This window comes from Endozoicomonas sp. Mp262 (assembly GCF_025643335.1).
Taxonomy (GTDB): domain Bacteria; phylum Pseudomonadota; class Gammaproteobacteria; order Pseudomonadales; family Endozoicomonadaceae; genus Endonucleibacter.
Window position 1 is genome coordinate 2,729,239 of record NZ_CP092489.1, and the last position, 26,233, is coordinate 2,755,471.

24 protein-coding genes are annotated in these 26,233 nt (G+C 47.5%); 14 read left to right on the top strand and 10 right to left on the bottom strand.

The window, feature by feature from the left end; genetic code table 11:
- Positions 1-182 precede the first annotated feature (182 nt).
- The 5 genes from MJ595_RS12065 (at position 183) to MJ595_RS12085 (ending at position 7,686) form a co-directional block, all read left to right on the top strand.
- On the top strand, positions 183-1,541 hold the full coding sequence (locus MJ595_RS12065) for an amidase (RefSeq protein WP_263078137.1): 1,359 nt from the start codon (positions 183-185) through the stop codon (positions 1,539-1,541).
- A gap of 357 nt (positions 1,542-1,898) precedes the next feature.
- A complete protein-coding gene (locus MJ595_RS12070; protein ID WP_263078138.1) occupies positions 1,899-3,392 on the top strand; it encodes an oligopeptide:H+ symporter in 1,494 nt (497 codons plus the stop codon).
- 61 nt (positions 3,393-3,453) lie between these two features.
- Positions 3,454-4,842 (top strand): aminopeptidase, encoded by a 1,389-nt coding sequence (locus tag MJ595_RS12075; RefSeq protein ID WP_263078140.1) that lies wholly within the window; start codon positions 3,454-3,456, stop codon positions 4,840-4,842.
- Between the two features lie 129 nt (positions 4,843-4,971).
- Entirely contained in the window at positions 4,972-6,279 is a 1,308-nt protein-coding gene (locus MJ595_RS12080) for a peptidase (protein ID WP_263078142.1), read from the top strand.
- 3 nt (positions 6,280-6,282) lie between these two features.
- Positions 6,283-7,686 carry a c-type cytochrome gene (locus tag MJ595_RS12085; protein WP_263078143.1) on the top strand — a complete coding sequence of 468 codons (1,404 nt, stop codon included), beginning with the start codon at positions 6,283-6,285 and terminating at the stop codon, positions 7,684-7,686.
- Positions 7,687-7,693: 7 nt separating this feature from the next.
- Here MJ595_RS12085 and MJ595_RS12090 read toward each other — a convergent pair whose 3' ends face one another.
- The 5 genes from MJ595_RS12090 to MJ595_RS12110 all read right to left on the bottom strand — a co-directional run bounded on the left by MJ595_RS12090 (position 7,694) and on the right by MJ595_RS12110 (position 11,438).
- Positions 7,694-8,332, bottom strand: a complete 639-nt coding sequence (locus MJ595_RS12090; RefSeq protein ID WP_263078145.1) for a hypothetical protein — start codon at positions 8,330-8,332, stop codon at positions 7,694-7,696.
- A gap of 11 nt (positions 8,333-8,343) precedes the next feature.
- Positions 8,344-9,036 carry a hypothetical protein gene (locus MJ595_RS12095; RefSeq protein ID WP_263078146.1) on the bottom strand — a complete coding sequence of 231 codons (693 nt, stop codon included), beginning with the start codon at positions 9,034-9,036 and terminating at the stop codon, positions 8,344-8,346.
- Between the two features lie 417 nt (positions 9,037-9,453).
- Positions 9,454-10,317: a 6-carboxytetrahydropterin synthase gene (locus tag MJ595_RS12100; RefSeq protein WP_263078148.1), complete on the bottom strand. Its 864-nt coding sequence runs from the start codon at positions 10,315-10,317 to the stop codon at positions 9,454-9,456.
- A gap of 64 nt (positions 10,318-10,381) precedes the next feature.
- Positions 10,382-11,176, bottom strand: coding sequence for a DUF547 domain-containing protein (locus MJ595_RS12105; protein ID WP_263078149.1), 795 nt, complete (start codon positions 11,174-11,176; stop codon positions 10,382-10,384).
- 31 nt (positions 11,177-11,207) lie between these two features.
- Complete coding sequence (locus tag MJ595_RS12110) at positions 11,208-11,438, bottom strand: hypothetical protein (RefSeq protein ID WP_263078150.1); 231 nt, start codon at positions 11,436-11,438, stop codon at positions 11,208-11,210.
- A 169-nt stretch (positions 11,439-11,607) separates the two neighbouring features.
- On the opposite strand from MJ595_RS12110, the gene bioA reads away from it, so the two are divergent.
- The gene (gene bioA, locus MJ595_RS12115; protein WP_263078151.1) at positions 11,608-12,891 is read left to right on the top strand and encodes an adenosylmethionine--8-amino-7-oxononanoate transaminase; all 1,284 of its coding nucleotides are present in this window, start codon (positions 11,608-11,610) and stop codon (positions 12,889-12,891) included.
- Positions 12,892-12,999: 108 nt separating this feature from the next.
- Here bioA and MJ595_RS12120 read toward each other — a convergent pair whose 3' ends face one another.
- On the bottom strand, positions 13,000-14,244 hold the full coding sequence (locus MJ595_RS12120) for a dicarboxylate/amino acid:cation symporter (RefSeq protein ID WP_263078152.1): 1,245 nt from the start codon (positions 14,242-14,244) through the stop codon (positions 13,000-13,002).
- A 733-nt stretch (positions 14,245-14,977) separates the two neighbouring features.
- On the opposite strand from MJ595_RS12120, the gene MJ595_RS12125 reads away from it, so the two are divergent.
- Positions 14,978-15,181 carry a hypothetical protein gene (locus MJ595_RS12125; RefSeq protein ID WP_263078153.1) on the top strand — a complete coding sequence of 68 codons (204 nt, stop codon included), beginning with the start codon at positions 14,978-14,980 and terminating at the stop codon, positions 15,179-15,181.
- A gap of 87 nt (positions 15,182-15,268) precedes the next feature.
- Here the strand turns inward: MJ595_RS12125 and MJ595_RS12130 are convergent, their stop codons facing one another.
- Both MJ595_RS12130 and MJ595_RS12135 read right to left on the bottom strand, forming a co-directional pair.
- Positions 15,269-15,985 carry an LrgB family protein gene (locus MJ595_RS12130; RefSeq protein ID WP_263078154.1) on the bottom strand — a complete coding sequence of 239 codons (717 nt, stop codon included), beginning with the start codon at positions 15,983-15,985 and terminating at the stop codon, positions 15,269-15,271.
- On the bottom strand, positions 15,986-16,339 hold the full coding sequence (locus MJ595_RS12135; RefSeq protein ID WP_263078155.1) for a CidA/LrgA family protein: 354 nt from the start codon (positions 16,337-16,339) through the stop codon (positions 15,986-15,988).
- Positions 16,340-16,494: 155 nt separating this feature from the next.
- On the opposite strand from MJ595_RS12135, the gene MJ595_RS12140 reads away from it, so the two are divergent.
- The 6 genes from MJ595_RS12140 (at position 16,495) to MJ595_RS12165 (ending at position 23,619) form a co-directional block, all read left to right on the top strand.
- Positions 16,495-18,225: a chloride channel protein gene (locus MJ595_RS12140; protein WP_263078156.1), complete on the top strand. Its 1,731-nt coding sequence runs from the start codon at positions 16,495-16,497 to the stop codon at positions 18,223-18,225.
- 126 nt (positions 18,226-18,351) lie between these two features.
- Complete coding sequence (hemJ, locus tag MJ595_RS12145) at positions 18,352-18,774, top strand: protoporphyrinogen oxidase HemJ (RefSeq protein WP_263078157.1); 423 nt, start codon at positions 18,352-18,354, stop codon at positions 18,772-18,774.
- An 88-nt stretch (positions 18,775-18,862) separates the two neighbouring features.
- On the top strand, positions 18,863-19,468 hold the full coding sequence (locus MJ595_RS12150) for a DUF805 domain-containing protein (RefSeq protein ID WP_263078158.1): 606 nt from the start codon (positions 18,863-18,865) through the stop codon (positions 19,466-19,468).
- A gap of 303 nt (positions 19,469-19,771) precedes the next feature.
- Positions 19,772-20,959, top strand: a complete 1,188-nt coding sequence (locus tag MJ595_RS12155; protein WP_263078159.1) for an acetate kinase — start codon at positions 19,772-19,774, stop codon at positions 20,957-20,959.
- 135 nt (positions 20,960-21,094) lie between these two features.
- Positions 21,095-23,191: a phosphate acetyltransferase gene (gene pta / locus MJ595_RS12160; protein ID WP_263078160.1), complete on the top strand. Its 2,097-nt coding sequence runs from the start codon at positions 21,095-21,097 to the stop codon at positions 23,189-23,191.
- Positions 23,192-23,361: 170 nt separating this feature from the next.
- Positions 23,362-23,619, top strand: a complete 258-nt coding sequence (locus MJ595_RS12165; protein WP_263078161.1) for a hypothetical protein — start codon at positions 23,362-23,364, stop codon at positions 23,617-23,619.
- A gap of 52 nt (positions 23,620-23,671) precedes the next feature.
- Here MJ595_RS12165 and MJ595_RS12170 read toward each other — a convergent pair whose 3' ends face one another.
- Both MJ595_RS12170 and MJ595_RS12175 read right to left on the bottom strand, forming a co-directional pair.
- A complete protein-coding gene (locus MJ595_RS12170) occupies positions 23,672-24,340 on the bottom strand; it encodes an OmpA family protein (RefSeq protein WP_263078162.1) in 669 nt (222 codons plus the stop codon).
- 37 nt (positions 24,341-24,377) lie between these two features.
- Positions 24,378-25,019 carry an MBL fold metallo-hydrolase gene (locus tag MJ595_RS12175; protein ID WP_263078163.1) on the bottom strand — a complete coding sequence of 214 codons (642 nt, stop codon included), beginning with the start codon at positions 25,017-25,019 and terminating at the stop codon, positions 24,378-24,380.
- A gap of 150 nt (positions 25,020-25,169) precedes the next feature.
- Between MJ595_RS12175 and argC the strand changes: the two genes are divergently transcribed.
- Entirely contained in the window at positions 25,170-26,213 is a 1,044-nt protein-coding gene (gene argC, locus MJ595_RS12180; protein WP_263078164.1) for an N-acetyl-gamma-glutamyl-phosphate reductase, read from the top strand.
- Positions 26,214-26,233: the final 20 nt, after the last annotated feature.

Here is a 26,233-nt window from a genome sequence, read left to right on the forward strand (position 1 = left end):
AGTCGGATGATTATGATGCAGATATTGAAGAACAGTATCTTGAGTCACTTTCAAACCCTCAGGCTAAAGGCGTAGACTTCATTCATCAGTTGTATAGCTCAGGCGTTCTGAGTCCTAGCCAGGCTCTGAAAAGATTCTATGACTGGCTGGAAAATGATGAAAGGGTGCAACATTTACAACATTTGCTCATTAAAAAAAATAAGGAACTGGCTTTTGAGCAAGCTCGGCAATCAGATAGTCGCTGGCAGGAGTGTATTGGCAGTTATGAGGGAGATTACAAAAGATGCATAAAAAAAGGTATCTTGAAGAGGTTCGACGGCATCATTATTGCCGTTAAAGATGAAATATGTGTTAAAGGTTATACGACAACAGATGGTTTAACCGATGAGGTATATCAGGTTACTAAAGGGCTAAATACTGGCCGTCAATCACGCATTGTTACTTATTTGCTTGAGGCAGGGGTTGTTATCGCCGGTAAAGCCAACCAAAAGCCCTTTGGGTTAGGTGCTACAGGCCACAATTCTTTATTTCTGGAGCTATCAAATCCCTACAGTGGTAAGCATGATACTGCCGGTTCATCCAGTGGCAGTGGTGTTTTTGCTGTTATCGGTGGTGTTTTTGCTGTTGCAACCGATGCAGGGGGGTCTATTGGTATGCCTGCGGCTATATCAGGGGCTCAGGGTATCAAGCCAACAGAAGGAAAAATCACCACAGAAGGTTATGATAATCCGGCAGAAGGTCTGACATCCATTGGGTTTATCGCAAATAATTATCAGGATCTAGCCAGAGCCTATTTAGAAGGGAGTAAAAAATATCCAACAGCCGAAGTACTTCAAGTATTAGGAAAAGTGAAAATTGGCATTGATCCTCATTGGTTTCAACATTGTTCCAAGTCTGTTTGCTCTCTAACGCTAGAATGCCTTGATAGACTGGCTACGGTAATGACGAAGGTGGGAAACTCAGAGCCGGTTCTGAAAATGAAATATTTGCCAGATGGGTATGAGCAGGATCTCTGGAATACCCATGCTGCATTATTTGTACATTATGAGGCTGCTGAGAAAAAGGCTTTTATGAATAATTGGGGAGTTCCTGCTGAAATCCGTCTCTCACTAGAGATGGGAGCTATGCTCCCAGAGGGTGTCATTCAAAGAGCGCAAGGAAATCAAAAATTTCTGAAGAATCACTTTCACACTAATATCTTTTCAAGAGTTCATGTTATCGCTATGCCTACCACGCTGATCACAGCTCCAGAGCGGATTAAATCCCATCAGGGTGAACTGGATTTGCCAAAGGCTTATTTACTGAGTGCGCATACTTCTCTAGCGAACCTGACAGGAGACCCAAGAGTGACGATTATGTGTGGTTATGATGAAGAGGGTTTGCCTATTGGACTTCAGCTGATGGCAGACCATGATGGTGAATTACTCTTGCTGCGGCTGGGGGCTGAGCTGGAAAAACTTCTGGCTGAAGAGTTGGAGGGATATTCTGCTTGGAAATATCGTCCTTATTTTGATATTTCAGCATCTGAGGATGATGAGTAGTTTGCATTTTATTTTGTGAAAAATACCGAATTGATTAAAAAAATATGTATTAGGGCTATTTTTAGTGTTTATTTCTTTCTAGTGGTTAGTTATCAGTAAACCTTATTTCAATCTCTTACACATTGTCACAAATCAATATCTCTCAATGACGGCCAAGGCAGAATAGCGGCGCATGTCAGTATTGCCGCTTTTTGTCGAATATACTGCCAGCAAATCCGGTCACATAATAATTAAAGTGTCCAGTTAACTGTACTTGGAAGTGTACTTCACAAGGGAGGTTGATTGGTTAAATAAAAGACAAAAGACGTGTATAAACTAACAACACCCGTAATGGGAACCTGGCTATAGGGAATAGTTATGCCCAACACCAAGCAGAAGCATCCAATCACCTTTTATGTCATTCTATTCTGGCAATTCTGGTGGGCCTTTTCGTTTTACGGCTTATGGGCATTGCTTCCAGTTTATTTAAATAAATACCTACAGTTAAGTCAGGCTGAATCCTTTGCTATTTTCGGTGGTTACACGGCGCTGGGCGCTGGGCTGCTGTTTATAGGTGGCTGGATTGCTGATAATTATTTAGGTGCCAAGCGTAACCTGACCATTGGTACAATATTCCAGAGCATTGGCTATTTCCTTATTGCGCTGTCCGCTGTTAATAAAACCACTTTACCCTTGTTCGCTGGACTGGGTTTTGTGGTTATTGGGCGGGCAACAGCCAGTACCTGTCCTCCGGTGGTTCTTGCCAGTGCCTACGATGGCAGTCATGATCCCCGTCTGGATGGTGCCTTCACTTACCTCTATATGGTTAACAATGTTGGCTCTTTCCTGACAATGATGGTTATTCCGCCTATTGCCAGCCTGGTGTCAATGAGTCTTGCCTTTTCCCTTTGTGGTGCTGGCATGGCGATTAGTGTGGTAGGCCTGTTTGTCATGAAACGCAGCTTGAAAGAAGCTGGCTCTGCTCCTGATAAAGTGCCTGCCGGGGTGAAAAAGTACGCAACCTTTTTGGTGGGATCTCTTGTGGCTGTTGGCATAGCCAGTTACCTGCTCACTAATCTGGTGATGGCCAGGGTGTTAATGGTCTTTGGGGCAGTTATCATCTGCATATTGATTGTCAAAAATATGAAGCAGGAAGCCCATGATGCCCGTAAACGCATGATGGTGGGTTTGGCGCTGATGTTGCAGGCTCTGATTTTCTTTGTGCTCTATAACCAGATGCCGACATCCCTGAACTTCTTTGCTATTAACAATGTGACTCCTTCTATCTTTGGTATTCCGGTTGATCCGGTTCAGTACCAGGCTTTGAATCCCCTCTCTATCATTATTCTAAGCCCTATTCTGGCAAAAATTTACAGTTACCTGGGTGCTCGTGGTAAAGATCTATCCATGCCTGGCAAATATGCCCTTGGTATGATTGTTTGTGGTATTGCCTTTGGTTCCGCGGGGATTTCCAAATACTTTGCCGATGACAGTGGTATGGTGTCTTCCTTCTGGATTATTACTCCCAACTTCTTCTTTGGGGTGGGTGAACTGTTAATCAGTGCCCTGGGTATGTCTGTTATTGCCAAGCTGTTTCCTGAACGTATTCGGGCTTTCTGCTTTGGTGCATGGAATATGACGCTGGCCCTTGCTTCTTTTGCCGGTGCCTGGGTGGCCAGCTTCTCTTCTGCGGAAAGTGGCGATGTGTCCCCTGTTGAGAGTTTGCAAATTTATGGGGACTACTTCATTATCCTCGCGGTTGTGACTGCGGCGATTGGCATTATTATTGCTATGCTGGTGCCTAAGTTGAATGCCTTGATGGCAGACAAGAAAGAAGCTGAAGACGCTGAAGGTGAAGTGGTTCCTGCCTGATTGGAATACGGGAAATAAGATAGTCGGACTCCCGGGAGTCCGACAGAAATAGGAGAGTTCAATGTTGTATAAGCGTGAAAGCGGCTGGAAAGAGCTGTCTCCAGAGAGAAGAGAAGAGATTTTTGCGTTCTGTGAAGGTTATAAGCATTACCTGGATATAGGTAAAACTGAACGCAAGTGTGTCACTGAAGCCATTCGCATGGCTGAAGAAAAGGGTTTTGTTGCGGTTGAAAGCAAAGAAATCCTTGAGCCAGGCGATAAGGTTTGGTTCAACAACCGTGGCAAGAACCTGGTGCTGGCCGTGATGGGCAGCAAGGATATCGCAGAGGGTGTTAACTTTGTGGTATCCCATATTGATTCTCCCCGCCTGGATCTCAAGCAGCAGCCTGTGTATGAAGACACTGAACTGGCTATGATGAAGACCCACTACTACGGTGGTATCAAGAAGTATCAGTGGGCTTCCAGACCTCTGGCCCTGCATGGCCTGGTGGTTCTGAAAGATGGCAGCAAAGTTGAGATCACCATTGGTGAGAAAGATAGTGATCCAGTGTTCAGTATTCCTGACCTGCTGCCTCACCTTGACCATAAAGTACAAAGGGATCGTAAGGCTCCTGAAGTACTGAAGGGCGAGGAGATGAATATCCTGGTTGGCTCCATGCCTGCATCCATCAAAGATGATGATGTGAAGGAGCTGGTGAAGTACAACGTTCTGCAGAAGTTGAACGAAGAGTACGGCATCATTGAAGAAGATTTCATTTCTGCAGAATTGCAGCTGGTTCCTGCCGCCAAGGCCAAGGATGTTGGTTTTGATCGTGGTATGGTGGGTGCCTACGGCCATGATGACCGTATCTGTGCCTACACTTCTGTTAAAGCGATTTTGGATCTGGATCACACTCCGGAAAAAACAGCGGTTTGCTTCCTGGTTGATAAAGAGGAAACAGGTTCTGCCGGTGGCACTGGCCTGCAGTCTCGCTACCTGGAATTCTTTATGGATGAACTGGTGGCCAAAGCCCGCCGTGGTGACTACAGCTCACGTGTAACTCGTCAGTGCTTCTGGAATTCACGGGCATTGTCTTCTGATGTGAATGCCGGTATTAACCCTCTGTTCAAGTCTGTGCATGACGAGCAGAACGCTTCCCGGCTGGGCCATGGTTTGGTGTTAACCAAATATACCGGTTCCAGAGGTAAGGCCATGACCAATGATGCGGATGCTGAGTATGTAGCTGAACTACGTGCTGTGTTTGATGAAGCGGGCATTAAATGGCAAACCGGTATGCTGGGCAAAGTAGACGAAGGGGGTGGCGGTACTGTGGCCATGTTCCTGGCTCACTACGGTATTCGCACCATTGATGCAGGTGCGGCACTGCTGTCTATGCATTCTCCAATGGAAATCGCTTCCAAGTTTGATATCCATGAAATTTATCGTGCCTACCAGGCATTTTATGCCTGATAGTTGTATTTGATAGATAAAAAACCCTGCTGAATGGCAGGGTTTTTTATTTGACCTGAAGGATGGGGTCATTCACTATAAATTATTGTGATCAATATTATTATAAAAATAAGAGAGGAGTGAGCAGGGATGGCGAGCTTTTTTCAGAAAGCTGTAGCGGGTTGTTTTATTTTTGGGCTGGTTTTTATAGCGGGTTGTGATAATTCTGATGACCTGGCTAATAAAAAGAGTTCGCTGGCCATAAGCGAGACCGAAGCCAAGGCAATCATTAAGCATTATGCTGAATTGGCTTACTGGAATTTTGAGGATGCACTGATCACAGCAAAGGCACTTAAAGTGGCCGTGCAAAATCTTGTAGACAACCCATCTGAAATAACCCTGACGAAAGCAAGGCAAGCCTGGAAACAGGCGCGTATTCCCTATTCCCAGAGTGAGGTGTTTCGGTTCGGCAATGCCATTGTGGATAACTGGGAGGGGCAGTTAAATGCCTGGCCTCTGGATGAGGGGCTGGTGGATTATGTTCAGGCGGATAATTACACCTATGAGCACGGCAATGAAGGTGCATTGGCCAATATTATTGCCAATGAAACTTTACAGGTGGGATCACAGCAAACCGATCTTACCGTTTTGAGTCCGGAGTTACTTGCCAGTTTAAATGAGCTGGGTGGCAGTGAAGTGAATGTAGCCACTGGCTATCATGCCATTGAGTTCCTGTTATGGGGGCAGGATTTAAATGGCAATGGCCCCGGGGCGGGTAACCGGCCTTATACCGATTATAGCCTGGGTGCGGAGTGCACTAATGGTCACTGCCAGCGCCGGGGAGAGTATTTAATTGCGGCGGCAGACCTTCTTGTTTCTGATCTGGAGTATATGGCGCAACAATGGCATCCGGGGATGATAGGGAATTACAGGGAAAAGCTTTTGGGTGAGGATATTGGCCAGGGACTCCGGAAAATGCTGTTCGGTATGGGCAGCCTTGCCCTGGGCGAGTTGGCTGGGGAGAGAATGAAGGTGGCCTTGGAGGCAAATTCACCTGAGGAGGAGCAGGATTGCTTTAGTGATAACACCCATCATTCCCATTATTACAATGGTATTGCATCGTTTAATGTCTATTCAGGATACTATCAGCGCGCTGATGGCAAGGAGCTTAATGGTCCCAGTATTGCCGCATGGGTGAGATCGAGAGAGCCGGAAATGGCAAGCAGGGTTATGGCAGCTTTCCAGAAAACCCGTGAGAGTTTACAGCTTCTGGTGGACTCGGCGGAAAAAGAACAGGTAGCATTTGATCAGCTGATAGCGACAGGTAATCTGGAAGGGCATGCCCTGATTCATAAAAATATCAATGCCCTGGTGGCACAAACCCGCCTTGTTGAAGAAGTTGCCCAATTAATGGGCATTGATCAGCTTAATCCGGATAATGCAGATCATGATTTTTAAATAATGAAAAGAAAACTATTGATACTGGTTGGAGTGGTGCTGATCACGGGCTGTTGGAACAATGATCAGATGTATGAACCCGGGGAGGAGAGGCCGGGAGGGGATACCTCTGTCAATGCTTCCGGGCGGGACGCTTTCTCTTTCCCGTCCGCTAATATGAGTATGAGTAACCGGCTCACTTTCAGTGTAGGTAACAGTTTTTTTACCAACCCCTGGGTTTCAGCGCCCTCTTCCACCAAGGCTCGCGATGGTCTGGGGCCATTATTTAATACCAATGCCTGCCAAAGTTGCCATATTAAAGATGGTCGAGGCCATGCTCCGGAAATGAATGGAGAGCTAAAGGCACCGATGCTGGTTAAATTAAGTATTCCTGCCCGGGCTGTGGGGGACTCGGGTAGAATTCTTAAGCAAGGCTCAATTCCTGATCCGGTTTATGGGGGGATGCTTCATAGTTTTGGCTTGCCGGGGGTGGTGCCTGAAGGGTATGGATTTGTGGAGTATCAATATGAAAAGGTTCTCTTCAGTGATGGTGAGTCGATAGAGTTAAGGAAACCGGTCATATCCATCAAAAGCTTGGGGTATGGGCCTTTACCTGAAAATATGATGATATCTGCCCGTATAGCCCCGACCATGATAGGTTTGGGACTTCTGGAAGCTATATCAGACATTGATATATTGAAAAATGAAGATCCGGGTGACTTTAATGGTGATGGTATTTCCGGGCGGGTTAATAATGTCTGGGATATAAAAAAAGGCAAGACGGTTATTGGGCGGTTTGGCTGGAAGGCCGCCCAGCCTAATATATTACAGCAGTCAGCCATAGCCTTTAGTGATGATATGGGGTTGACAACAACCCTGTTTCCAGAAGAACCCTGTACGGCGAAACAGCAGGCCTGCCTGGATCGCCGGGCGGGTGAGCAGCCTGAAGTGTCTGATGAAATACTGGGGCAGGTGACTTTTTATGCCAGAAACCTTGCGGTTCCTGTGCGCAAGGGAGCTAAGGATGAAGAGGTGCTTTTAGGAAAAAAACTATTCCACAGGGCTAACTGCTCTTCCTGTCACACCCCCAGCTATATCACACCTTTCAGGGCTAAAAGAGCAGAGCAGTCAACCCAGCTTATCTGGCCTTATACCGATTTACTGCTTCATGATATGGGAGAGGGTTTGTCTGACCAACGGCCTGAGTTCGAGGCCAGTGGCAGTGAATGGAGAACAGCACCGCTATGGGGAATCGGTCGATCAAAAGAGGTTAACCCTAGAGCCACCTTTTTGCATGATGGCAGGGCCAGGACATTAATGGAAGCGATTATCTGGCATGGTGGTGAGGCGGAGCAGTCCAGGAAAAATGTAATTAATATGAGCAAAAAGGAGCGAGAGGCGTTGATCGCGTTTTTAAAGTCCCTGTAGTTTTGAGCTAGCGGGTCATTGGCACAACTTCAATGTAAAATAACTGACCATTAACAATCAGTTGATCGTGGGTTACAGGCTTGGAATACTCAAGGTCAATTCTGGTGCGATGGCCGATACTCAGGTGGCTGTGTGATTCAAATTGACTGTCCTGATTGGCTGTTATCTTTATGGTTTCCTGTGAAAGGTCACTGACCTTTTCGGGAACCAGTAAGCTGATTTCATAGAGCTTTTTAACCTCGGACTTTTTTACTGTATATTGGTTGATTACTGAGCATTGCTCTTGTTCGTCTTTTGTCAGGTATTCAAACATGTCAGGAATTTGCTGATTGAAATAGAAACGACAGGTACCGTTGAAGCACTGCTCTCCACCCTTTGCGGCACGATATATAATGGGGTGATCGGGATTGATGCAAAAATTTTCCAGAGAGGGTTCTGATAGCTCAATAAAGTAATCCTTGGGTATAAGTGGGACTTTGAAGTAATAAGCCCCCTTTTTCACTGTAACTTCCTGCTGAATATTAAAGGCCTGGTCAACCAGATGACTGACGGTAGATGAGCATGATTTAATGGCAAACACGGTAACGAGGCCAATAAATGTAAGAAAGCCTGCTACGGTTATAAATAAAGTTTTGAAGGCTTTCATAGAGGCATCCTTTATTTCCGTATCCTGGATTCGTGTGCAAGCCTGGCCTCTTCCATTTTAAGACTGTTGTCGATCACCATAATGGCCGGATCTATATAGCTAATAAGAGGCTGCACTTGTTGCCGGAATGTTGAGGTATCGATTCTTCCTTCAAAATGGGCTTTGGTAATGTCGAGTAGTTCCTGGCGCTTGCTGTGATAGCCAGAAAGAGTGGGAGGCAGCTGCTTATATTCAAGCCCCATATTCTGCATATGTTCGTCTTTTCGGGCAGGGCTGGAAAGGCTAAGGTAGTCCATCATTTGCTGGATAAACCGGCTGTCTGATGACAGCACTTGCTGAAGTTTACGCATGGCTCCCTGATTATTGGCGGGCCCTGTGGACTCCACTGCATCAACACCTCCTGAACGACTCTCTGTGGAGGTATTTTGTGGGGCCTCCTGAGGCTGGGTTTCTGCAACGATGCTGGAAATAAGGGTGGAAATCAGCATTTGCAGTTCATGATTCAGGTTAGGGCCTTCCCTTAAACCCTCAAAGCTGTTTTTAAGATCATTAAATGTTATTTGCGTTTCTGTTTGGGTGTCTACATTTTCACTGGCACTGACTGTAGGCAGGTTTTCCTTACTTGTTCTATTAGCTAGATCATCAAGAATAGTGGAGGTGTCATATGACGGTCTGTGATTGTGTCCTTCTATATTATTGCTCATACACTTCCCGGTACTTTTAGTGAATGGTTATTATTGGTGGTTATAACTCAAAGCTTAGTCCAGGCAGTTAAGAGTGTAGTTACACCATAGTATTTATATTCTTTTTTGTTTTATATTTATTTTATTTAATTACTTTTTATTTGAAGGTGGAGCGATAAAGCTAAGAGGGCTTTGGCTGGGCTGAAATATCCGTATGCATTCCCAGCGGGAGAGGTTGTCGCAAAAGTTATTTTTATTAACCACGGAGACACAAAGACACGGAGATTTATAGTTTAAAGATACAAAAACTCTGTGCCTCCGTGTCTCCGTGGTTAAAAAAGAGTAAAAACCCTACTTTTTATCTACAGAATTGGGTTTCGCGACAGTCTCGGGACGTTGGGAACGAGAAACTTCGAGACGCTGGGAACGAACAAGTGATCAACCATCAACCTGGTATTCAGCCAGGGCTCCTTTTTTAAACCCTTCACAGGCTCTAATGATGACATTCTTGCCGGGCTGCCTTTTGGCGATGGTTCTGGCAATATGTTCTGCCAATAATTCGACAGTGGTGTCTGTTTCGATCAGGTAGCACCGGTCAGCAGCAAGAGTTAGTTCAAAGTCCCCCTGGTCTGATGTATAACCAAACCGGTGATAGTTCATATCATCCTGATTAAATGTATCCAGTAAGTCCTCTTTTTTGGCCAGGTAAATATCTTTCCACTGTTGAGCCCAGTTATCTTCCAGTTCCGGAGCAGGGAGGCCATCAACAGTGATACTGATTAAGGATCGATGGCCATGGGCAATACGCTGGCAGTCGCCCAGGTGTTTTTTTAGGCCGTGGCTGTAATGGTAGAAACTGCCGGTAGCCTGCTCGGGATATAATTTCAGGCTGATGCTGGAAACATTGTCGGGAAGCTCTGACTTTAATGACTGTTCCAGGAAGGGGGTCAGTGTATCAGTGGTTATTTCTGTGGCATCAACGAGCAGTATCGCCTGGCAGGGTGCCTTGCATTCAATAAAACCCTGCTTATTGGTTGCCATTCTTACAGTCAGTTGACTACTGGAGGAAGTTACTGAGGTACCAGGCTGTTTTACCGGAACCAGGAGGCGGTGATCAGCCAGCCGATCCAGGGAAGACTTTATCTGTTTTTTGACATGTCCAAAATCAAACACCATGCCTTGTTCATCAAGTTCGCCCCTCAGGATGACGTCGACGAGCCAGGTTTCTCCTACCAGTCCACGCCCAGGGCATAAGTAGCTAAAGTCGAGGGTTGTTAGTTGATTAACGAACAATGCAGCCATGATATAAATAGTTTTATTAAAAAGGTGGTTATTCTACGCCTGTTGGCCGCATATGAGAATATGCTCACCCCTTATTTAGGCTCCAGTCAAAGGTTAGCCAGATGATTTTCAGGTGGTTTTTATTATTTTTAATGAATTGGCTTAATGTTGAGTCTGGATGGTATCGGCTGACAAAGTCCAGGCTGCCCTCTTTGCCACCAAAATCATTGCTATACCACATAAAACATTTCGGCAGAAAGATTTTTCGGCCTTCTATACGTACCAGTTTTTCAAGGGACTTTATAACCGTGGTATCAAGTTCCTGGTCAATGGTGTCCGGGAAGTAAGCCTTAAGGTCAGCGCAAGACATGCTGGCACAGAATAGCGCCATATGGATACGGGGATCCAGCTCCAGCATGAGGGTATAACCGGGGCTGTCCTTTCTGAAAGGGCGTCGGACTTGCATATAGTTGGGACTGTTTGCGCGCAGGATCCCGTGTTCAATTTCATCCAGGGTGACATCAATGCCTTTAAGCTGATAACGAAAGCTGGTAAAAAATTCTTTGACTTGCAGGATGGATTTATCCACTTTTTCGATAATGACCAGATGGATGATCAGGGCATTATAGAGGTTAAGCCAGAATGCCTTGCGTTCCTGCTCAGTTTGCATTGTCATTGGGTCAAATGTGTTCAGTGATTGGGCTAATAGCTGAAGCTGGTTATAAGCCTTGGAGTTTTTACAGGCACTGTAGTTAAACTGGCGACATTGACTGTCATAGAACTCGCTGATAATCTCGGCCATCATGGCCGAGAGTTCTTCATTGAGTGGTAATCCCCGAAAAAAGTAGCTTGTCCATTCTTTTTTGTCAGGGTTTGGCATAGTTCACCTTTATTACTCTCTGTGGTTTATTTTAACGTTGGTTAAGACCCCAGTCGAAATCCTGCCATTGTATTTTTATGTCTTTGCGATGCTTATTAATGGCGATGACCAGGCGGTTGTCGGGATGGTAGTCAAACTGGTTGTAGCGATGGTTATAAAAACTGTTTGATAGCTCTTCTGCCAGACTGGCCATTTCATCCTGAAATGCCAGACCTCGAAAAAAATGCCTGGTTTTCCAGCTTGTAGTGGATGAATCTGTCATTAACACTATCCGTGTGTTTTTATTCCAGTTGTTTAACACTTTAACATGAAATTTCCTGGGGACAATTTATGAAATATACAGGCTATAATTTCGGAATATTGGAGTTGCCAGATGTGGTTAATTGATTACACTGCCAAACCCGTAAAGTAGTTAGTCACTGGGGAATATTTTGGGTATAACCTTAACTGAAGATGATCTGGCCTTTGATGCGAAGCATATCTGGCACCCCTATAGCTCTACTGTTAACCGACCAGATATATTTCCTGTGGTGGGTGCCAGTGGTGTGCGCCTCAGACTAAACGATGGACGGGAGTTGATTGACGGAATGTCATCATGGTGGTGCAAGGTCCATGGTTACAACCATCCGGAAATGAATGCAGCCCTTAAAAAACAGGTGGACTCTCTGGCCCACGTGATGTTTGGGGGACTTACCCATAAACCGGCAATAGACCTGGCAAGACAGCTGGTGGAAATAACACCCGCTCCCCTTGAGACGGTTTTTTTTGCCGACTCTGGCTCCGTTGCCGTTGAAGTGGCCATAAAAATGGCTATGCAATATTGGCAGGCCAGGGGGCAAGTCAATAAAAATAAAATGCTTACGATCCGGGGCGGATATTATGGGGATACCTCTGGTGCCATGTCCGTCTGTGACCCGGAAAATGGTATGCACCACTGGTTTACCGGTATTTTGCCCCGGCATCATTTTTTATCCCGCCCTGGCTGCCGATTGGGAAAGGCCTTTGAAAACAGGCATATCCATGAGCTGCAACAGGCTCTGGATAACCTCAATGGGCAAATTGCGGCGGTGATTATCGAACCTGTAGTCCAGGGTGCTGGTGGCATGTATTTTTATGCGCCTGAGTACTTGAAGAGGCTGCGAGCGCTCTGTGATGAATACGATGTACTGCTAATACATGATGAGATTGCCACAGGGTTTGGTCGCACCGGTAAATTGTTTGCCTGTGAACATGCCGGTGTAGTGCCTGACATTATGTGTGTGGGCAAGGCATTAACCGGAGGTTATATGACCCTGGCAGCAACCATTTGCACAGGCCATGTCAGTTCCACCATTTCAGAGCAGGGCGCGTTTATGCATGGTCCTACGTTTATGGCTAATCCACTGGCCTGTGCTGCCGGTAATGCCAGTCTTAATATTTTGAGAAAGGGCGACTGGGTTTCTCAAGTTGGCCAGATCGAACGGACATTATTGCGAGGATTGCAGCCTTGTGTTGATATGCCGGGAGTGGCAGATGTCAGGGTTCTGGGTGCCATTGGCGTGGTTGAGATGAAATCCCCCGTGGTTATGGCAGACATTCAACCGCGTCTTGTTGAGCAGGGTATTTGGGTGAGGCCTTTCGGTAAGCTCGTTTATGTTATGCCTCCCTATATTATCAGTGAAGCTGACTTAAGCCAGTTATGCGCCGGAATTTGTAATGTGGTTAGTACGCTGTGAATTGGGAAGTGTTTTTTCCTCTTGTTCCAGGCTTTTGCGAGATCCTCAGGAGCCTGGGAACGAGAGGAAAAAATATCAGCCATTCATTGCATTGAAATGATGTACTGGTCAGGAGTTCTCGGCGGCATCTGTAATATCAGCCTCGGCCAGCTGCATTTCTCTATCCACCGCTGCGGTAACACAGGAGTCTGACCAGACATTAATGGCGCTTTCAAGCATATCAATAAAGGTATAAAAGGGCAGAATAATAACCAGAAGCTGTAATGGGACGCCCATCGCTGATAAGAATGCACTGGATAGCATGTAACACCCCATAGGCACTCCGGCATTACCAATGGCAGCAATGGTGGCAATAAAAACCCATGAAACGAGTTCGAGTGCTGAATAGTGGACACCATTGCTTTGAGAGACAAATAGTACAGTAGTAAGAATAAAGGCGGCGCAGGCATTCATATTAATGGTAATGCACAGGGGCATACTGAACCGGGCCACCCGGTGGCTTACCCCCAGTCTTTTTTCTGCGCAATCCACTGCCGACGGAAGCGCCGCACTGGAAGATTTGGCAAAAAAGGCAATGGTCAGGGCAGGCCACATGGCCTTGATGGCTTGCCACGGGGAAATGCCCTTTAGTTTCAGAAGGCATGGCAGAACAATTGCCGCTTGAATAATGTTGGCAAGTACTACGCATAAAAGGTAGAGAACCAGCCCCTGTATCACCTGCTGGTTTTTGATGTCGTTGGCAAACAGGCTGACAAAAGCCCAAACCGCCAGGGGCATGAGCTTTAAAATAAAGGCCGTCATTTTCATTACTGCGGCAAACAAGCTTTCAAATAAATGGTGTAGCGTCTCTTTATGCTTTTTTTCAAGGGAAAGGATTGCTGCGCTCAGTAGCAAGGCTATGAATAACACACCAATCACATTATTGCTGTGAAAGGGTTCAATCATGTTGGAAGGAATGATATCAAGCAGATACTGCCAGTAACTGATAGTTTCTATTTGATCACTACTATTGTGGGACACAAGGGTGGCAGTACTGGCCGGATCTATGGTGGTATAAAGCGCTAATGCTATCCCGGCCGCAATAAGGGTTGTCATGAGGGTGTATTTCAGCACCCGTCCACCAAGCAGGCGAACATCTGATATTCCCCCCATCCCTGAAAGCGTGGCAATCAGGGAAAAGAAAATGATAGGCAGGCTAACCAGCTTTAGTAGTCGGATAAAAATATCAGCGATGACTTCACTGATATGCATTAATACCGGCGAGTCAAGCCAGGCGCAAAGGAACCCGAGAAGAGCGGCAGCAAACAGGGCTTTGGTGGAGCTAAGGGAGTATTTTTTATGACCTTCGCACATAAATAAATGCCTTTTTATACATATTTAACGCTTTTGCCTTCTGACCATAAGTCCTAGGGGCTGTTGATGTTTTATCGCGTGCTCAGCCAAAGCCAGCGTTTTCGTGGCTAGGCGTAGCAGCGCAGGAATAACCTAAAGGTCACACGTGCTCATGCCTTTCAAGCTGCTGCAACGACGGCACGGAAGCGCTGGCTTTGGCCCTCCGAGTGGCTCGTAAAGCGGCCTTCCGACTGCGTTAAACTGGCTTGACGTAGAATAACTACGCGCTGCACCAGTTCGCCCGGTGTGCCCCATTGGGTATTGCGTAAGGCCGCTTTACGAACCACTGAGCTCGCGATAAAACATCAACAGCCCCTAGTAGTTGAACTATTGGTTTAACTGCTTTTCTTATTGCCTCCCCTTAAATTGGACACCAGAACGTGTGTAAGTATCCCGAAAGAGGAATCATTTCATTAAAAAAAACAGGCACTATTCCAAAGCGGTCTATTTTGTCAATGAACCTGGCTTTCAGAAGGTTGTCCTATAAATATAGGTGCGGGAAAATACCGGGTTTTCCGGTATTTTTACTCAGTGTTACTCAGTTAAAAACAGGTACTTCGGTATTAATGAGAGTAGACGTCATTGCTGTGTTTTGTAATGCCAGTTTGGCATTTGGTTATATTGTCTTTTAACTCGCTATGCCGTTCATGTATGGAAGGTGTGAGCATCTGCAAACGTTGCCAGGAGTTTTTATATGAAAATACGATCGTGTTATACCTTCAGAATATTTGAAGAACCCGACTGTGAAGAATATGGCGATGAACGGTGCTTCCCCTGTCATGTGGATGCCTATAGCAGTGAAGTTTATCTGAGGCCTTACCCGGGACAGCGGATTCATCAAAAAGCGGGGGTGAGAAATCGGAAGAAGAAAGTGGTTGTGACCAGTAGGTATAAATGATTGAATCTGATTGATTAGAAAAGTCTACCATTTAAGTGCCTACCCCTATGACTAGGCACTTAACTCTTTTTTTCAAAACAAATATATCTACATCAGCCAGTGAATGACTATGGGGAGAAGCATGGGGGTGAATATTGCATTCAGGCTCATTCCCAGACTGGCATAGGCTCCCATATTCACATCAATCTCGAATGAGCGTGCTGTGCCAACGGCATGGGCATTAATCCCCATGGCAAAGCCAATGGCTCTTGGGTCCGTAATACCAAATGCCTTGCACAGGGAAGGGCCAATCAGGCCACCAAAGATACCACTGACAACAACGGCAGACACCACAAGGGGTACGATAGCGCCCAGTTGTTCAGCCATTACCATGGCCACTGCCGTTGTAACGGCCTTGGGTGAAAGGGCCAGAAGAATGTCAGGCGTTCCACCTGAAACCCAGGCAATCCCCACGCCTGCGGCACCTGCAAGGATACCACCTAGGATGAGTGTGCCAATCAATGGACCCGCCAGGGTCCTGAGATGTTGCATCTGACTTGATAAGGGAACCGCCAGGGCAACAGTAAAGGGAGCCAATAAGGTCTTTAGAATTTCACTGTGGGTCAGATAGGTTTGCAAATCCAGCGGAGTCCATTTAATGATCAGGTAAATGCAAATGCTGCTGGTGATCAATGGGTGGAGCCAGCCCTTACGCCCCAGCCTGATAAACACGGTCTCAGCTAGCTGGTAAATTCCCAGGGTAATAAGCAATATGGTTAAAGGGTGCTTCAGGTTATTGATGAGTACCGGGAGTAAGGCGTCCATTTATTTATTCTCTCTGGCGAAATACTTCAGCAACCCCTGCATGATTAACGCGGTTAGCACCAGGGATACAGGGGTGGCAACCAACAGTGCCAAACTAATGGGCAGCCATTGCGCGGCCAGTAAATCCGTCATAAAGAAAATACCCACACTGGCCGGAATAAATAGAACAGAGAGGTAGCGGATACAGAATTGACTGACTTTCTCTAAGGGTGCCGGGACTTCATCGCGGAGTTGAAGGTAGAGCATCAGTAGAATCAGGCCGATAACAGCACCGGGGATGGGTAAATGTAATGACTCGCTAATGACATTGCCTGCTACGGTAAACGATAGCAGGGTGACGATTCCGGACAGCATGGCTCAGTTCCATCAGGCAAGTAAGACGCTGCGTGTTTTACAACTAGAGGCGCTGCCAGGCAATCCGTTAAACTGCTTGTTTTTCTCATCAAAACCGATGGGAGAAAAGCTGAGGGTTCGTATAAATAATAGTATTCGAAGAAAAGGACGTTGATTTGTTCCATAAACACTCCTCACCCGGTCCTCTATCCCTGCACGCCTTCAGGATTCGTCTGGCAAGGCCGGAGGCTTTGCCGGAATTAACAATATTGGGTCTGATTACGGGGGTCTTGGCCGGGGGATTATTAATTGGTTTCAGAGAGGTTATCACTCTGGTGAGTGATTACACGCCACTGCCGGGTGATGAAGGGTTTGCAGGTTTGCCGCCACTGGCAAGGCTGGCTCTGCCGATCGCGGGTGCTTTACTGGTCATCGCCCTGGTAAGAATGATTCCGCCAGAGCGCCGTAGTTTTGGGATTACCCATGTTATCCAGAATTTTAACTTTAATCGTGGCCGTTTCCCTTTCAGTAACCTGGCGATTCAGTTTTTTAGCGCACTGGTGGCGCTGGTCAGTGGCTTTTCCGTGGGGCGGGAAGGTCCGGCAGTGCATATGGGGGCCGGGGCTGGCAGCATCATGGGGGAAAAATTCCGGTTGCCTGATAACTGTTTGAGGGCACTGGCGGGTTGCGGTTCTGCGGCGGCGATATCCGCCTCGTTCAATACGCCAATGGCAGGTGTTATTTTTGCCATGGAAGTGATTATGCGGGAATACTCCCTGGGCAGCTTTATTCCGGTGACAGCGGCATCAGTAACGGCGGCTTTGATGTCTCAAATGGTCTACGGGGTAGACCCTGCCTTTGTTATTCCGGTGGTACCGATGGTGTCTCTGGATGAACTGGGGGTGACCGTGATATCTGCCTGCTTTATAGGAGGCCTGGCAGCGGCCTTTATAAAACTTAACCTGTGGGTGGCCGCCAGGCGACAGGGTGAACTCGTTAAACCGCTACTGGTTGCCGGGTTGCTAATGGGAATTATCGGTATGGAAGTACCTGAGGTCATGGGTGTTGGTTACGATACCATTGGCAGCATATTAGGAGGACAAGTCTTTACCATTAACTTTCTGTTCACCCTGGTGGTTATAAAGCTCTGTATTACCGCTGTGGTTATTGGCCTGGGCGTACCGGGGGGCGTCATTGGCCCCTCCCTGTTTATTGGGGCATCGGCAGGAGCAATGTTTACCACCATAGGGGCAATGCTTTTTGATTTGACGCAAGCCAATAGTGTCTACCATGCATTGATCGGGATGGTGGCCATGATGGCAGCAGTCCTTCAGGCGCCACTGGCAGCGCTGATGACGGTACTGGAAATGACCCGGAATCCGCACATTATTATGCCCGCAATGCTTGCGATTATTATTGCCTGTCTGGTGGCCAGCCAGGTTTTTCGCCAGCATGGCCTGTTTACCATGCAGCTGAAAGTGAATGGTCAGATGCTGGGTGCATCGCCTTTGAAAGATGTGCTCTGTAAAGCCGGTGTGGCAGGCCTTATGAATACCAATATTCAGATATTCCCCCGGCACCTGAGTCTGGAAAGCCTTCAGCAGCAATTAGCCCAAACCTCTGAATGGATTGTCTTTGATGATGGCGCCAGCGGCTGGGGAGTTCTTGCTATCAGGAGCTTAAGGGAGGCTACGGCTTTCCAGGCAATGGATAAGGCGCTGGATTTATGCAGTGTTCAGGGCGTGAAGTCCGCAAAATCCATCAGCCTTCAGGCTTCCCTGGATGATGCCTTAAAGATAATGAATCAGTATGAGGTGGATGCACTTTATATTCAAACCCGATGGAAGCAGAGACTGCTTATTTCCGGGGTAATTACCCGTCAGGATATTGAGGCATTTTACAGTTAATCTTGTGCTGGTATGGTGAATTGGGTAGTTTGGTCTCAGTTATTTCAGTTTATCTCCGAGTATAAAATAGCTACATAACTGAGAGCTGCATCGCACTTAATAAAAAAATACCAACAAGGAGTTCGTATGCTGTGGGTTAAAGCCTTCCATTTGATTTCCATGGTTTGCTGGTTTGCGGGTCTGCTTTATTTACCCCGCCTTTTTGTGTATCACGCCATGACTGGGGACCAGGCCTGTAAAGAACAGTTCCTGGTCATGGAGCGTAAACTGTATTGGGGCATTTCTACACCAGCGATGGTAGCAACACTGGTGTTTGGTTTGTGGTTGCTCAGTTACAACGCCCAGGGATATATGGCGGGTGGCTGGTTGCATGCAAAGCTAACCTTGATTGCCTGCTTGATAGGTTACCATCATTTGTGTGGACGCTATCTGAAGAGGTTTATGAAAGGTGCCAATACCAAATCCCATACGTTTTTCCGGTGGTTTAATGAAGTGCCTGCGGTGATTTTAATAGCCATTATTATTTTGGCAGTAGTCAGGCCATTCTGATGAAGGCGATGGTCAAACTTGGCCTGTAATAGCCGATAACAGCAACGGAGATGATTTCGTTACACCTATAAAGGCTAAAGGAAAAAACATGGATGTTTCTTTTAACCAAAAAGACAATGAAGAAACGGTCATTGTCATGGAAAGCGATGATGCCAGGGGTGAAGATGGTGACCCCGTCAAGCCAAAGCGACCCTTTACACTGCTTCCGCGATTATCCAGAGCAACCTTTGTAAGCTTATTGTGGCTAGTGGTGGCTGTTGAATTGGCTGCCTGGTACGCGCCGCTATATATTCTGCCGCCACTGGCGCTAGACCTGACTTTTCAGGACGAGCTGCTGATCCTTCTTGGCAGCCATGGTGTGGCAGTGTTCCTCTTATTCTATTTTGTGGGTATGCGGCTTCGAGATACTGGCAGGAGCGCTAGCTGGTCAGTGCTTCTTTTTGTACCGGCCTTCAATGTTTTCCTGTTGGCCGTGTTGATTTTTTCACCGGGCACTAAAAACTGGAATCCATTTGGCCCGCCAGCAGAAGGTCCGGGTGGGCTAAGCCAGCTACTGGGGATTTATATCCCTATTCTGTTACTGGTGGCAGCAGGTGTTACGGGATACTTTCACCAGGGGCTGGTGGAGGACTATCTAGGCAGATTCTTTGTTCCGGTAATCCAGTGGGTTCAGGCTTACCTGCCTGTCTTGTAACAGCTCTGAACATGTTGCGACTAGGAATAACCTGTATACGCATCAATACGCAGTCACTCCACGGAAAACTGCCGTTATAATTCAATTCGTCATATCATTTATCGCACCTGAGCCTCCTGATGATTTTGGAGGTGAGGGATTTGGATAAATTCTAATCATTGTGCGCCTGCCTGTAAGCCGGACTTCCCGGGTTCTTTCCAGGCGCTGTGAATGCCTGCCGAGTTTCCTGACTTTTCAATGAATGTTCATTTGAAGAGCACTCGGTGCAGGTAACACGACCTTATAAACCATTGGCATAGTTCTATGAGCAAAGATAGCATTCTGGTGATCAACTGCGGCAGTTCTTCCCTGAAGTTCTCCGTGATCAACCCAAAGACCGAAGAAGAAAGCATTAACGGCCTCGCTGAGCGACTGGGTAGCAGTGAAGCCAGCATAACCTGGAAAGTGAACGGTGAGAAAAACACCCAGCAGCTGGGTCAGGCCGCTCATGATGCTGCTATCGAAGCCCTGGTCGGCCTGCTGCGTGACCAGAACCTGATGGATCGCATTGAAGCCATCGGTCACCGTGTGGTTCACGGCGGTGAGAAATTCACTGCTTCCACCCTGATTACTGATGAAGTCCTGAAGGGCATCGAAGACTGCTGTCACTTGGCTCCCCTGCACAACCCTGCCCACCTGAAGGGCATCCGTGCAGCCATGAAATTCTTCCCGGGCCTGCCACAGTCTGCCGTATTTGATACTGCATTCCACCAGACCATGCCTGCAGAAAGCTATCTGTATGCCGTACCTCACAGCCTGTACCGTGAGCACGGTCTGCGTCGTTACGGCATGCACGGCACCAGCTACCGCTTTGTGAGCAAGGCCGCAGCGGACATGCTGGGTCTGGATTACGAAAACAGCGCGATCCTGGTGGCTCACTTGGGTAACGGCGCCAGTGCCTGTGCCGTCAAGAATGGCAAGTCCGTTGATACCACTATGGGTCTGACTCCTCTGGAAGGCCTGGTTATGGGTACCCGTTCCGGTGATATCGATCCTAACGTCTTCAGCTTCCTGAACAAGCAATGTGGCTACAGCCTGGACGAAATCACCGAGATCCTGAACAAGAAGAGTGGCATGCTGGGTCTGTCCGAGCTGGATAATGACTGCCGTGCCATTGAAGAAGCAGCCGCCAAGGGCAATGAGCGTGCCCAGCTGACCCTGGATGTCTTCTGCAACGTTCTGGCCAAGAAACTGGCGGGCTTTGCCGCTGAAATGGGTCGTATCGACGCGCTGGTATTCACCGGTGGTATCGGTGAAAACTCTAGCACTATCCGTAAGAATGTCCTGAACCGTCTATCCATCTTCGGCTTTGAAATGGATGAGGCAGTGAACCAAGAGATGTTCCGTGGCAAGAACGGTGTGATCACCAAAGAAGGCAGCCCGGTTGCTATCGTTGTGGCCACCAACGAAGAGCTGATGATTGCCCGTGATACCCACGGACTCGTGTCCTGATCGTTATTGATCTGCCCCTATAAGGAACAGGAGGCTTAGTCCTCCTGTTTTCCGTTAACTACACTTCCTAAACAAAGCGCCTGGTATCCATTTTTATGGATAAGGGTCTTTATTTATTTGCTGGAAACCGGACACATGCGTACGTTTTTTCTTGCTCCAACCCGATATGGCGTCGGCCTGACTTCTGTCACCCTGGGCCTGGTAAGGGCTCTTGATAATCTGGGACTGCGGGTAAAGTTCTTCAAGCCCATTGCCCAGCTGCACGTGGGTGATACCGGTCCTGAGCGTTCCACCAAGCTGGTTCAGCGAATCATGGATCATGAACCGCCAGCGCCGATCTCTTCTCACCGTGCAGAAGACCTGCTGGGTGATAACAAGGGTGACGTGCTGATGGAAGAGATCGTTGCCCTGTTTAATGAAGCCTCTGACGATGCTGAGGTGATGGTGGTAGAAGGGCTGGTTCCTACCCGCAATATGCCTTATGCCAACCGTTTGAACAGCGATATGGCCAAGTCCCTGAATGCGGATGTCATCCTTGTTTCTGAAGCGGGAGATGACAAGCTGGCAGATACGGCGGATAAACTGGAAATTGCCGCTGACAGCTTTGGTGGTATCAAGAATCCAAAGATGATTGGTTATATCCTTAACAAGCTGCAGCAGGATCAATTCAGCCAGCTGACCAAAGATGGTCACCCGGTGAGCCTGCCCGAGTTTGCCCGTAAGTCCTTTGAGCCTCTGGGCTATATTCCATGGGATAGCGCCCTGTCTTCCCCGAGAACACTGGATATTGCCAGTCACCTCGGCTGTGAACTGATCAACGAAGGTGAAATCAATAGCCGCCGGGTCACTTCCTATACCCTGAGTGCCCGTACCCCAGCCAATATGGCGCATCATCTGAAGCCTGGGAACCTGGTAATCACTCCGGGGGACCGTGATGATATTATCCTGGCTACCTGCATGGCAGCCCTGAACGGCGTACCTTTGGCGGGTCTGTTGTTAACCAGTGGTATTCAGCCAGCCCAGTCTGTTATGGAACTGTGTAGCAAGGCCATTGCCAGTGGCTTGCCTGTGATGCTGACTGAGTGGGACTCTTACAAGACCGCAACCCAGCTGGATCGTATGAGCAACGAACTGCCTGTGGATGATAACGATCGTGTTGAGAACGTGATGAACACCGTGGCAGAGCGTCTTAATACCGAGTGGTTTAAGAGCTTCTGTGCAGGACTGGCAGAGCGCCGTCTGTCACCACCTGCGTTCCGGTACAACCTGGTTCAGCGTGCCATCGCCGCTAATAAGCGTGTTGTTCTGCCAGAGGGTGATGAGCCACGGACTATTCAAGCCGCAGCGATTTGTCAGGAACGCGGTATTGCCCAGTGTATTCTGCTGGGTAAAAAGAAAGTGGTTGAACAGGTTGCCCGTGATAACGGCGTTACCCTGCCAGAAGGTCTGGTAATCATGGATCCGGATAGCGTCCGTGGCCGCTATGTGGAGCCTATGGTTGAGTTGCGCAAGCACAAGGGACTGAACGCGCCTATGGCAGAAGCCCAGCTGGAAGATACGGTGGTTCTGGGAACCATGATGCTGGCCATGAATGAAGTGGATGGTCTGGTATCCGGTGCGGTTCATACTACTGCTAACACCATTCGTCCTGCGTTCCAGCTGGTTAAGCCCAAGCGTGATGCCGGTGGCCTGGTGTCCTCTATCTTCTTTATGCTGCTGCCTGATCAGGTGCTGGTATACGGTGACTGTGCGGTTAATCCAAACCCTACAGCAGAGCAGCTGGCCAATATCGCTATTCAGAGTGCTGACTCTGCCGTTGCTTTTGGTGTGGAACCCCGCGTTGCCATGATCAGCTACAGCACTGGTGCTTCCGGTCAGGGGGCAGATGTTGAAAGAGTACGTGAAGCCACTCAGATTGCTAAAGAGAAACGTCCTGACTTGATCATTGATGGTCCTCTGCAGTATGACGCAGCGTCTGTTGAATCGGTTGCTCGCAGCAAGGCACCTGACAGTAATGTGGCTGGTCGTGCTACCGTGTTTGTATTCCCGGACCTGAATACCGGTAACACCACTTACAAGGCGGTACAGCGCAGTGCAGATGTCATCAGTGTGGGCCCAATGCTGCAAGGTCTGAACAAGCCTGTTAATGACCTGTCCCGTGGTGCCCTGGTGGATGATATTGTTTACACCATCGCCCTGACAGCCATTCAGGCAGATGTGGATAAAGCCTGATAGCGGACTACTCGTAGCATACGATTAAAAAGCCGGATTTAATCCGGCTTTTTTTATGTCTTTCTATTTTCAGGATTCACTGTTAAAACTTGTAGAGGGTAAAGATGTTCTATGGAAGGTCGATATCTCTACCTTATGTATATGTAAAAGTGTCTGTATGGAGAATAATAATGACGAAAACTCTGAAAACCACATCCGTTATCAATTGCCCAGGGTGTGGTTACAGTGCTGTTGAAACTATGCCTGTGGATGCCTGTATTAACTTATACGAGTGTAAAAACTGCCAAAAACTGATGACTCCCGAAAGCGGTGATTGCTGCGTATTTTGTTCTTATGGCTCAACCCCTTGTCCCACCTCCCAATTGGAACAATCTTCTTATTCTATTGTTTATGAGTATTCACCCAAGCCTGCCGCTAACCAGGTTTAAACCATTCACCGTTTACTATAAATAAGGCCGGGAAAACCGGCCTTTTTGGATTTTAACCCTTACTCCGGGTTTTGGCTGGAGGAGGGAGAAGGTTGATTTCCACTCTGCGGTTAGCAGCACGTCCGGCTTTGGTTGAGTTATCCGCTATGGGCATGGAGGCACCTTTTCCATAGGCGGTAATGCGGGTTTGGGGAACCTGTTGGGCAATTAGATATTGAGCGACGCTATCTGCCCGTGCCTGGGAAAGTGGCTGGTTTATTTTATCGTTACCAGAGCTATCCGTATGACCAACAACCTGAATCAGATTCTTATTATATTCTTTAAAAACCTTGGCCACAGATCCCAGAACCGGATAGAAGTCAGCCTTGATATCTGACTTGCTGGAATCAAAGGTAATATTTGAGGGCATAACCAGCTGGATAATATCGCCCTGACGGTGAACCTGAACCCCGGTATTTTGCAGTTCAGCACGAAGCTTTGCCTCCTGTCGGTCGGTGTAATAGCCATAGCCCCCGCCAGCAGCACCACCTATGGCGGCTCCTTTCAATGCTCCGTCACCACCGTCTGCAATACCGCCAATGACCGCTCCAGCCAGTGCACCCACTCCTGCATATTTAGCGGTCTTGTTAACTTCCTGCTCCCCAGTGTAGGGGTTGGTGGTTTGGCAGCCTGATACCAAAACGGCCGTTGCAACGAGTGCTGCAAGTTGTTTGAGATACATGCTGAACTCCTCCGGTACGATTTTTTCTGATTCTTTATTATCCGCGGATTACACAGTTTTCGCGAATTTCTTCACCAATGGTGGTATCCGGGCCGTGGCCTGTCACTACCACGGCTTCTTCATCAAGGATATAAAGCCTTTGACGAATGGATTTTTCAATGGTTTTAAAGTCTCCCCCCCACAGGTCAGTTCGGCCAATGGCCCTGCGGAACAGCGTGTCCCCGGCAATCAGTAATTTTTCCTTTTCAAACCAGAAGCAAGTGGAGCCGGGACTATGACCGGGGGTATGCATGGCGACGCCTTCGCAGCAGGGAAGTTCCTGATCGTCCTTTAACCAGTGATCAGGGTCGGGTACTGGTTGATAGGGTACTCCAAACATCCGGCACTGGGTTTCCAGGTTGTCCCAGAGAAATTTATCTTCTTCATGGAGATGGATAGGGGCGCCGGTTTGTTTCTTGATTTCACCACTGGCCATAAAGTGATCAAGGTGGGCATGGGTATGAATCAGGGCAACCACTTTCAGGTTTAGCTCCTGCAGTTTCGCCATTATGATCTCCGGGTTGCCACCCGGGTCAATTACAATAGCCTTGCCTGTGAGGGGGTCGCCAATAATGGTGCAGTTACACTGCAAGGGGCCAACGGGAAAGGTTTCTCTGATAAGGGCTGTTTTATCTGTCATGTGTTATAAACGTCTTGCCTTTTACTTAGCCTGGAATTTTAAAGAAAGCTTGCCATAAATCCTATTAGCGTAAAAACTACTTTTGTCGTTAGTAATTGAAATTAATACTCGTTAGGCTTAGATCCACTCAATAAAAATAAAGATGTCATTATGATAAATATTGGAGTGGTAGGGGGTACGGGTTATACCGGCGCTGAGTTACTGCGGTTATTGTCGGGCCATCCCGATATTAACATCCATATAGTCACATCTCGTGCTGAGGCTGGTCGTTCAGTGAGTGAGGTTTTTCCGGGATTAAGGGGAAGGCTGGATCTGCAGTTTGCATCGTTTGAGGATAGAAGACTTTGGGATTGTGATTTGGTTTTTTTTGCTACACCCAATGGAACAGCCATGCAGCATGTGCCAAAGCTCCTTGAAAAAGGTATTCGGATTATTGACCTGGCAGCAGATTTCAGATTGCAGGACGAAGAAGTCTTCAAGCAGTGGTATGGTATTGCCCATGCTTGTCCTGAATTGCTAAAAGCCGCTGTTTATGGTCTTCCTGAAGTCAACCGTGAAACTATCAGTAAGGCGAGCCTGGTGGCTAACCCGGGCTGTTATCCTACTGCTATTCAGTTAGGACTCTTGCCCTTAATCGAGAGTGGAAGGGTGACTGATTCTGTTATTGTTGATGCAAAATCCGGTGTAAGTGGTGCCGGGCGTGGGGCAAATGTGAATAATTTGCTATGTGAGGTTTCTGAATCATTCAAAGCCTATGGTGTTGATGGGCATCGCCATACGCCCGAAATACACCAAGGGCTAAAGCAAATGCAATTATCGGGGCAAGCCGGTATTGATATGGACTTGACCTTTGTACCGCATCTGGTGCCAATGATCAGGGGAATCCATGCGACTATTTACTGTTCTCTCAAAGATAGAAATATTGACGTACAAGCACTCTTTGAGAATCGTTTTCGAAATGAACCCTTTGTTGATGTAATGCCTGCCGGAAGCCATCCGGAAACCCGCTCTGTCAGAGCCAGCAATCAATGTCGTATAGCGGTACATCATATTAAGGGATGTGACAAGGTTATCGTGCTTGCCGTCATTGATAACCTGGTTAAAGGTGCTGCGGGGCAAGCCGTTCAGAATATGAATATTATGTTCGGGCTGGATGAGACCTGTGCACTGAATGGGATTGCCCTGATGGTTTAAATTTATATCAACACAAGTAT

Bases quoted from the DNA above. Each gene is read 5' to 3' on its own strand.
- MJ595_RS12120 (WP_263078152.1), bottom strand. From the start codon at position 14,244: ATGTGCGAAGGTCATAAAAAATACTCCCTTAGCTCCACCAAAGCCCTG.
- argC (WP_263078164.1), top strand. From the start codon at position 25,170: ATGATAAATATTGGAGTGGTAGGGGGTACGGGTTATACCGGCGCTGAG.
- MJ595_RS12125 (WP_263078153.1), top strand. From the start codon at position 14,978: ATGAAAATACGATCGTGTTATACCTTCAGAATATTTGAAGAACCCGAC.
- MJ595_RS12175 (WP_263078163.1), bottom strand. From the start codon at position 25,019: ATGACAGATAAAACAGCCCTTATCAGAGAAACCTTTCCCGTTGGCCCC.
- hemJ (WP_263078157.1), top strand. From the start codon at position 18,352: ATGCTGTGGGTTAAAGCCTTCCATTTGATTTCCATGGTTTGCTGGTTT.
- MJ595_RS12130 (WP_263078154.1), bottom strand. From the start codon at position 15,985: ATGGACGCCTTACTCCCGGTACTCATCAATAACCTGAAGCACCCTTTA.
- MJ595_RS12095 (WP_263078146.1), bottom strand. From the start codon at position 9,036: ATGAGCAATAATATAGAAGGACACAATCACAGACCGTCATATGACACC.
- MJ595_RS12075 (WP_263078140.1), top strand. From the start codon at position 3,454: ATGTTGTATAAGCGTGAAAGCGGCTGGAAAGAGCTGTCTCCAGAGAGA.
- MJ595_RS12110 (WP_263078150.1), bottom strand. From the start codon at position 11,438: ATGACAGATTCATCCACTACAAGCTGGAAAACCAGGCATTTTTTTCGA.
- pta (WP_263078160.1), top strand. From the start codon at position 21,095: ATGCGTACGTTTTTTCTTGCTCCAACCCGATATGGCGTCGGCCTGACT.
- MJ595_RS12105 (WP_263078149.1), bottom strand. From the start codon at position 11,176: ATGCCAAACCCTGACAAAAAAGAATGGACAAGCTACTTTTTTCGGGGA.
- MJ595_RS12165 (WP_263078161.1), top strand. From the start codon at position 23,362: ATGACGAAAACTCTGAAAACCACATCCGTTATCAATTGCCCAGGGTGT.
- MJ595_RS12070 (WP_263078138.1), top strand. From the start codon at position 1,899: ATGCCCAACACCAAGCAGAAGCATCCAATCACCTTTTATGTCATTCTA.
- MJ595_RS12135 (WP_263078155.1), bottom strand. From the start codon at position 16,339: ATGCTGTCCGGAATCGTCACCCTGCTATCGTTTACCGTAGCAGGCAAT.
- MJ595_RS12170 (WP_263078162.1), bottom strand. From the start codon at position 24,340: ATGTATCTCAAACAACTTGCAGCACTCGTTGCAACGGCCGTTTTGGTA.
- MJ595_RS12100 (WP_263078148.1), bottom strand. From the start codon at position 10,317: ATGGCTGCATTGTTCGTTAATCAACTAACAACCCTCGACTTTAGCTAC.
- MJ595_RS12090 (WP_263078145.1), bottom strand. From the start codon at position 8,332: ATGAAAGCCTTCAAAACTTTATTTATAACCGTAGCAGGCTTTCTTACA.
- MJ595_RS12085 (WP_263078143.1), top strand. From the start codon at position 6,283: ATGAAAAGAAAACTATTGATACTGGTTGGAGTGGTGCTGATCACGGGC.
- MJ595_RS12155 (WP_263078159.1), top strand. From the start codon at position 19,772: ATGAGCAAAGATAGCATTCTGGTGATCAACTGCGGCAGTTCTTCCCTG.
- MJ595_RS12080 (WP_263078142.1), top strand. From the start codon at position 4,972: ATGGCGAGCTTTTTTCAGAAAGCTGTAGCGGGTTGTTTTATTTTTGGG.
- MJ595_RS12150 (WP_263078158.1), top strand. From the start codon at position 18,863: ATGGATGTTTCTTTTAACCAAAAAGACAATGAAGAAACGGTCATTGTC.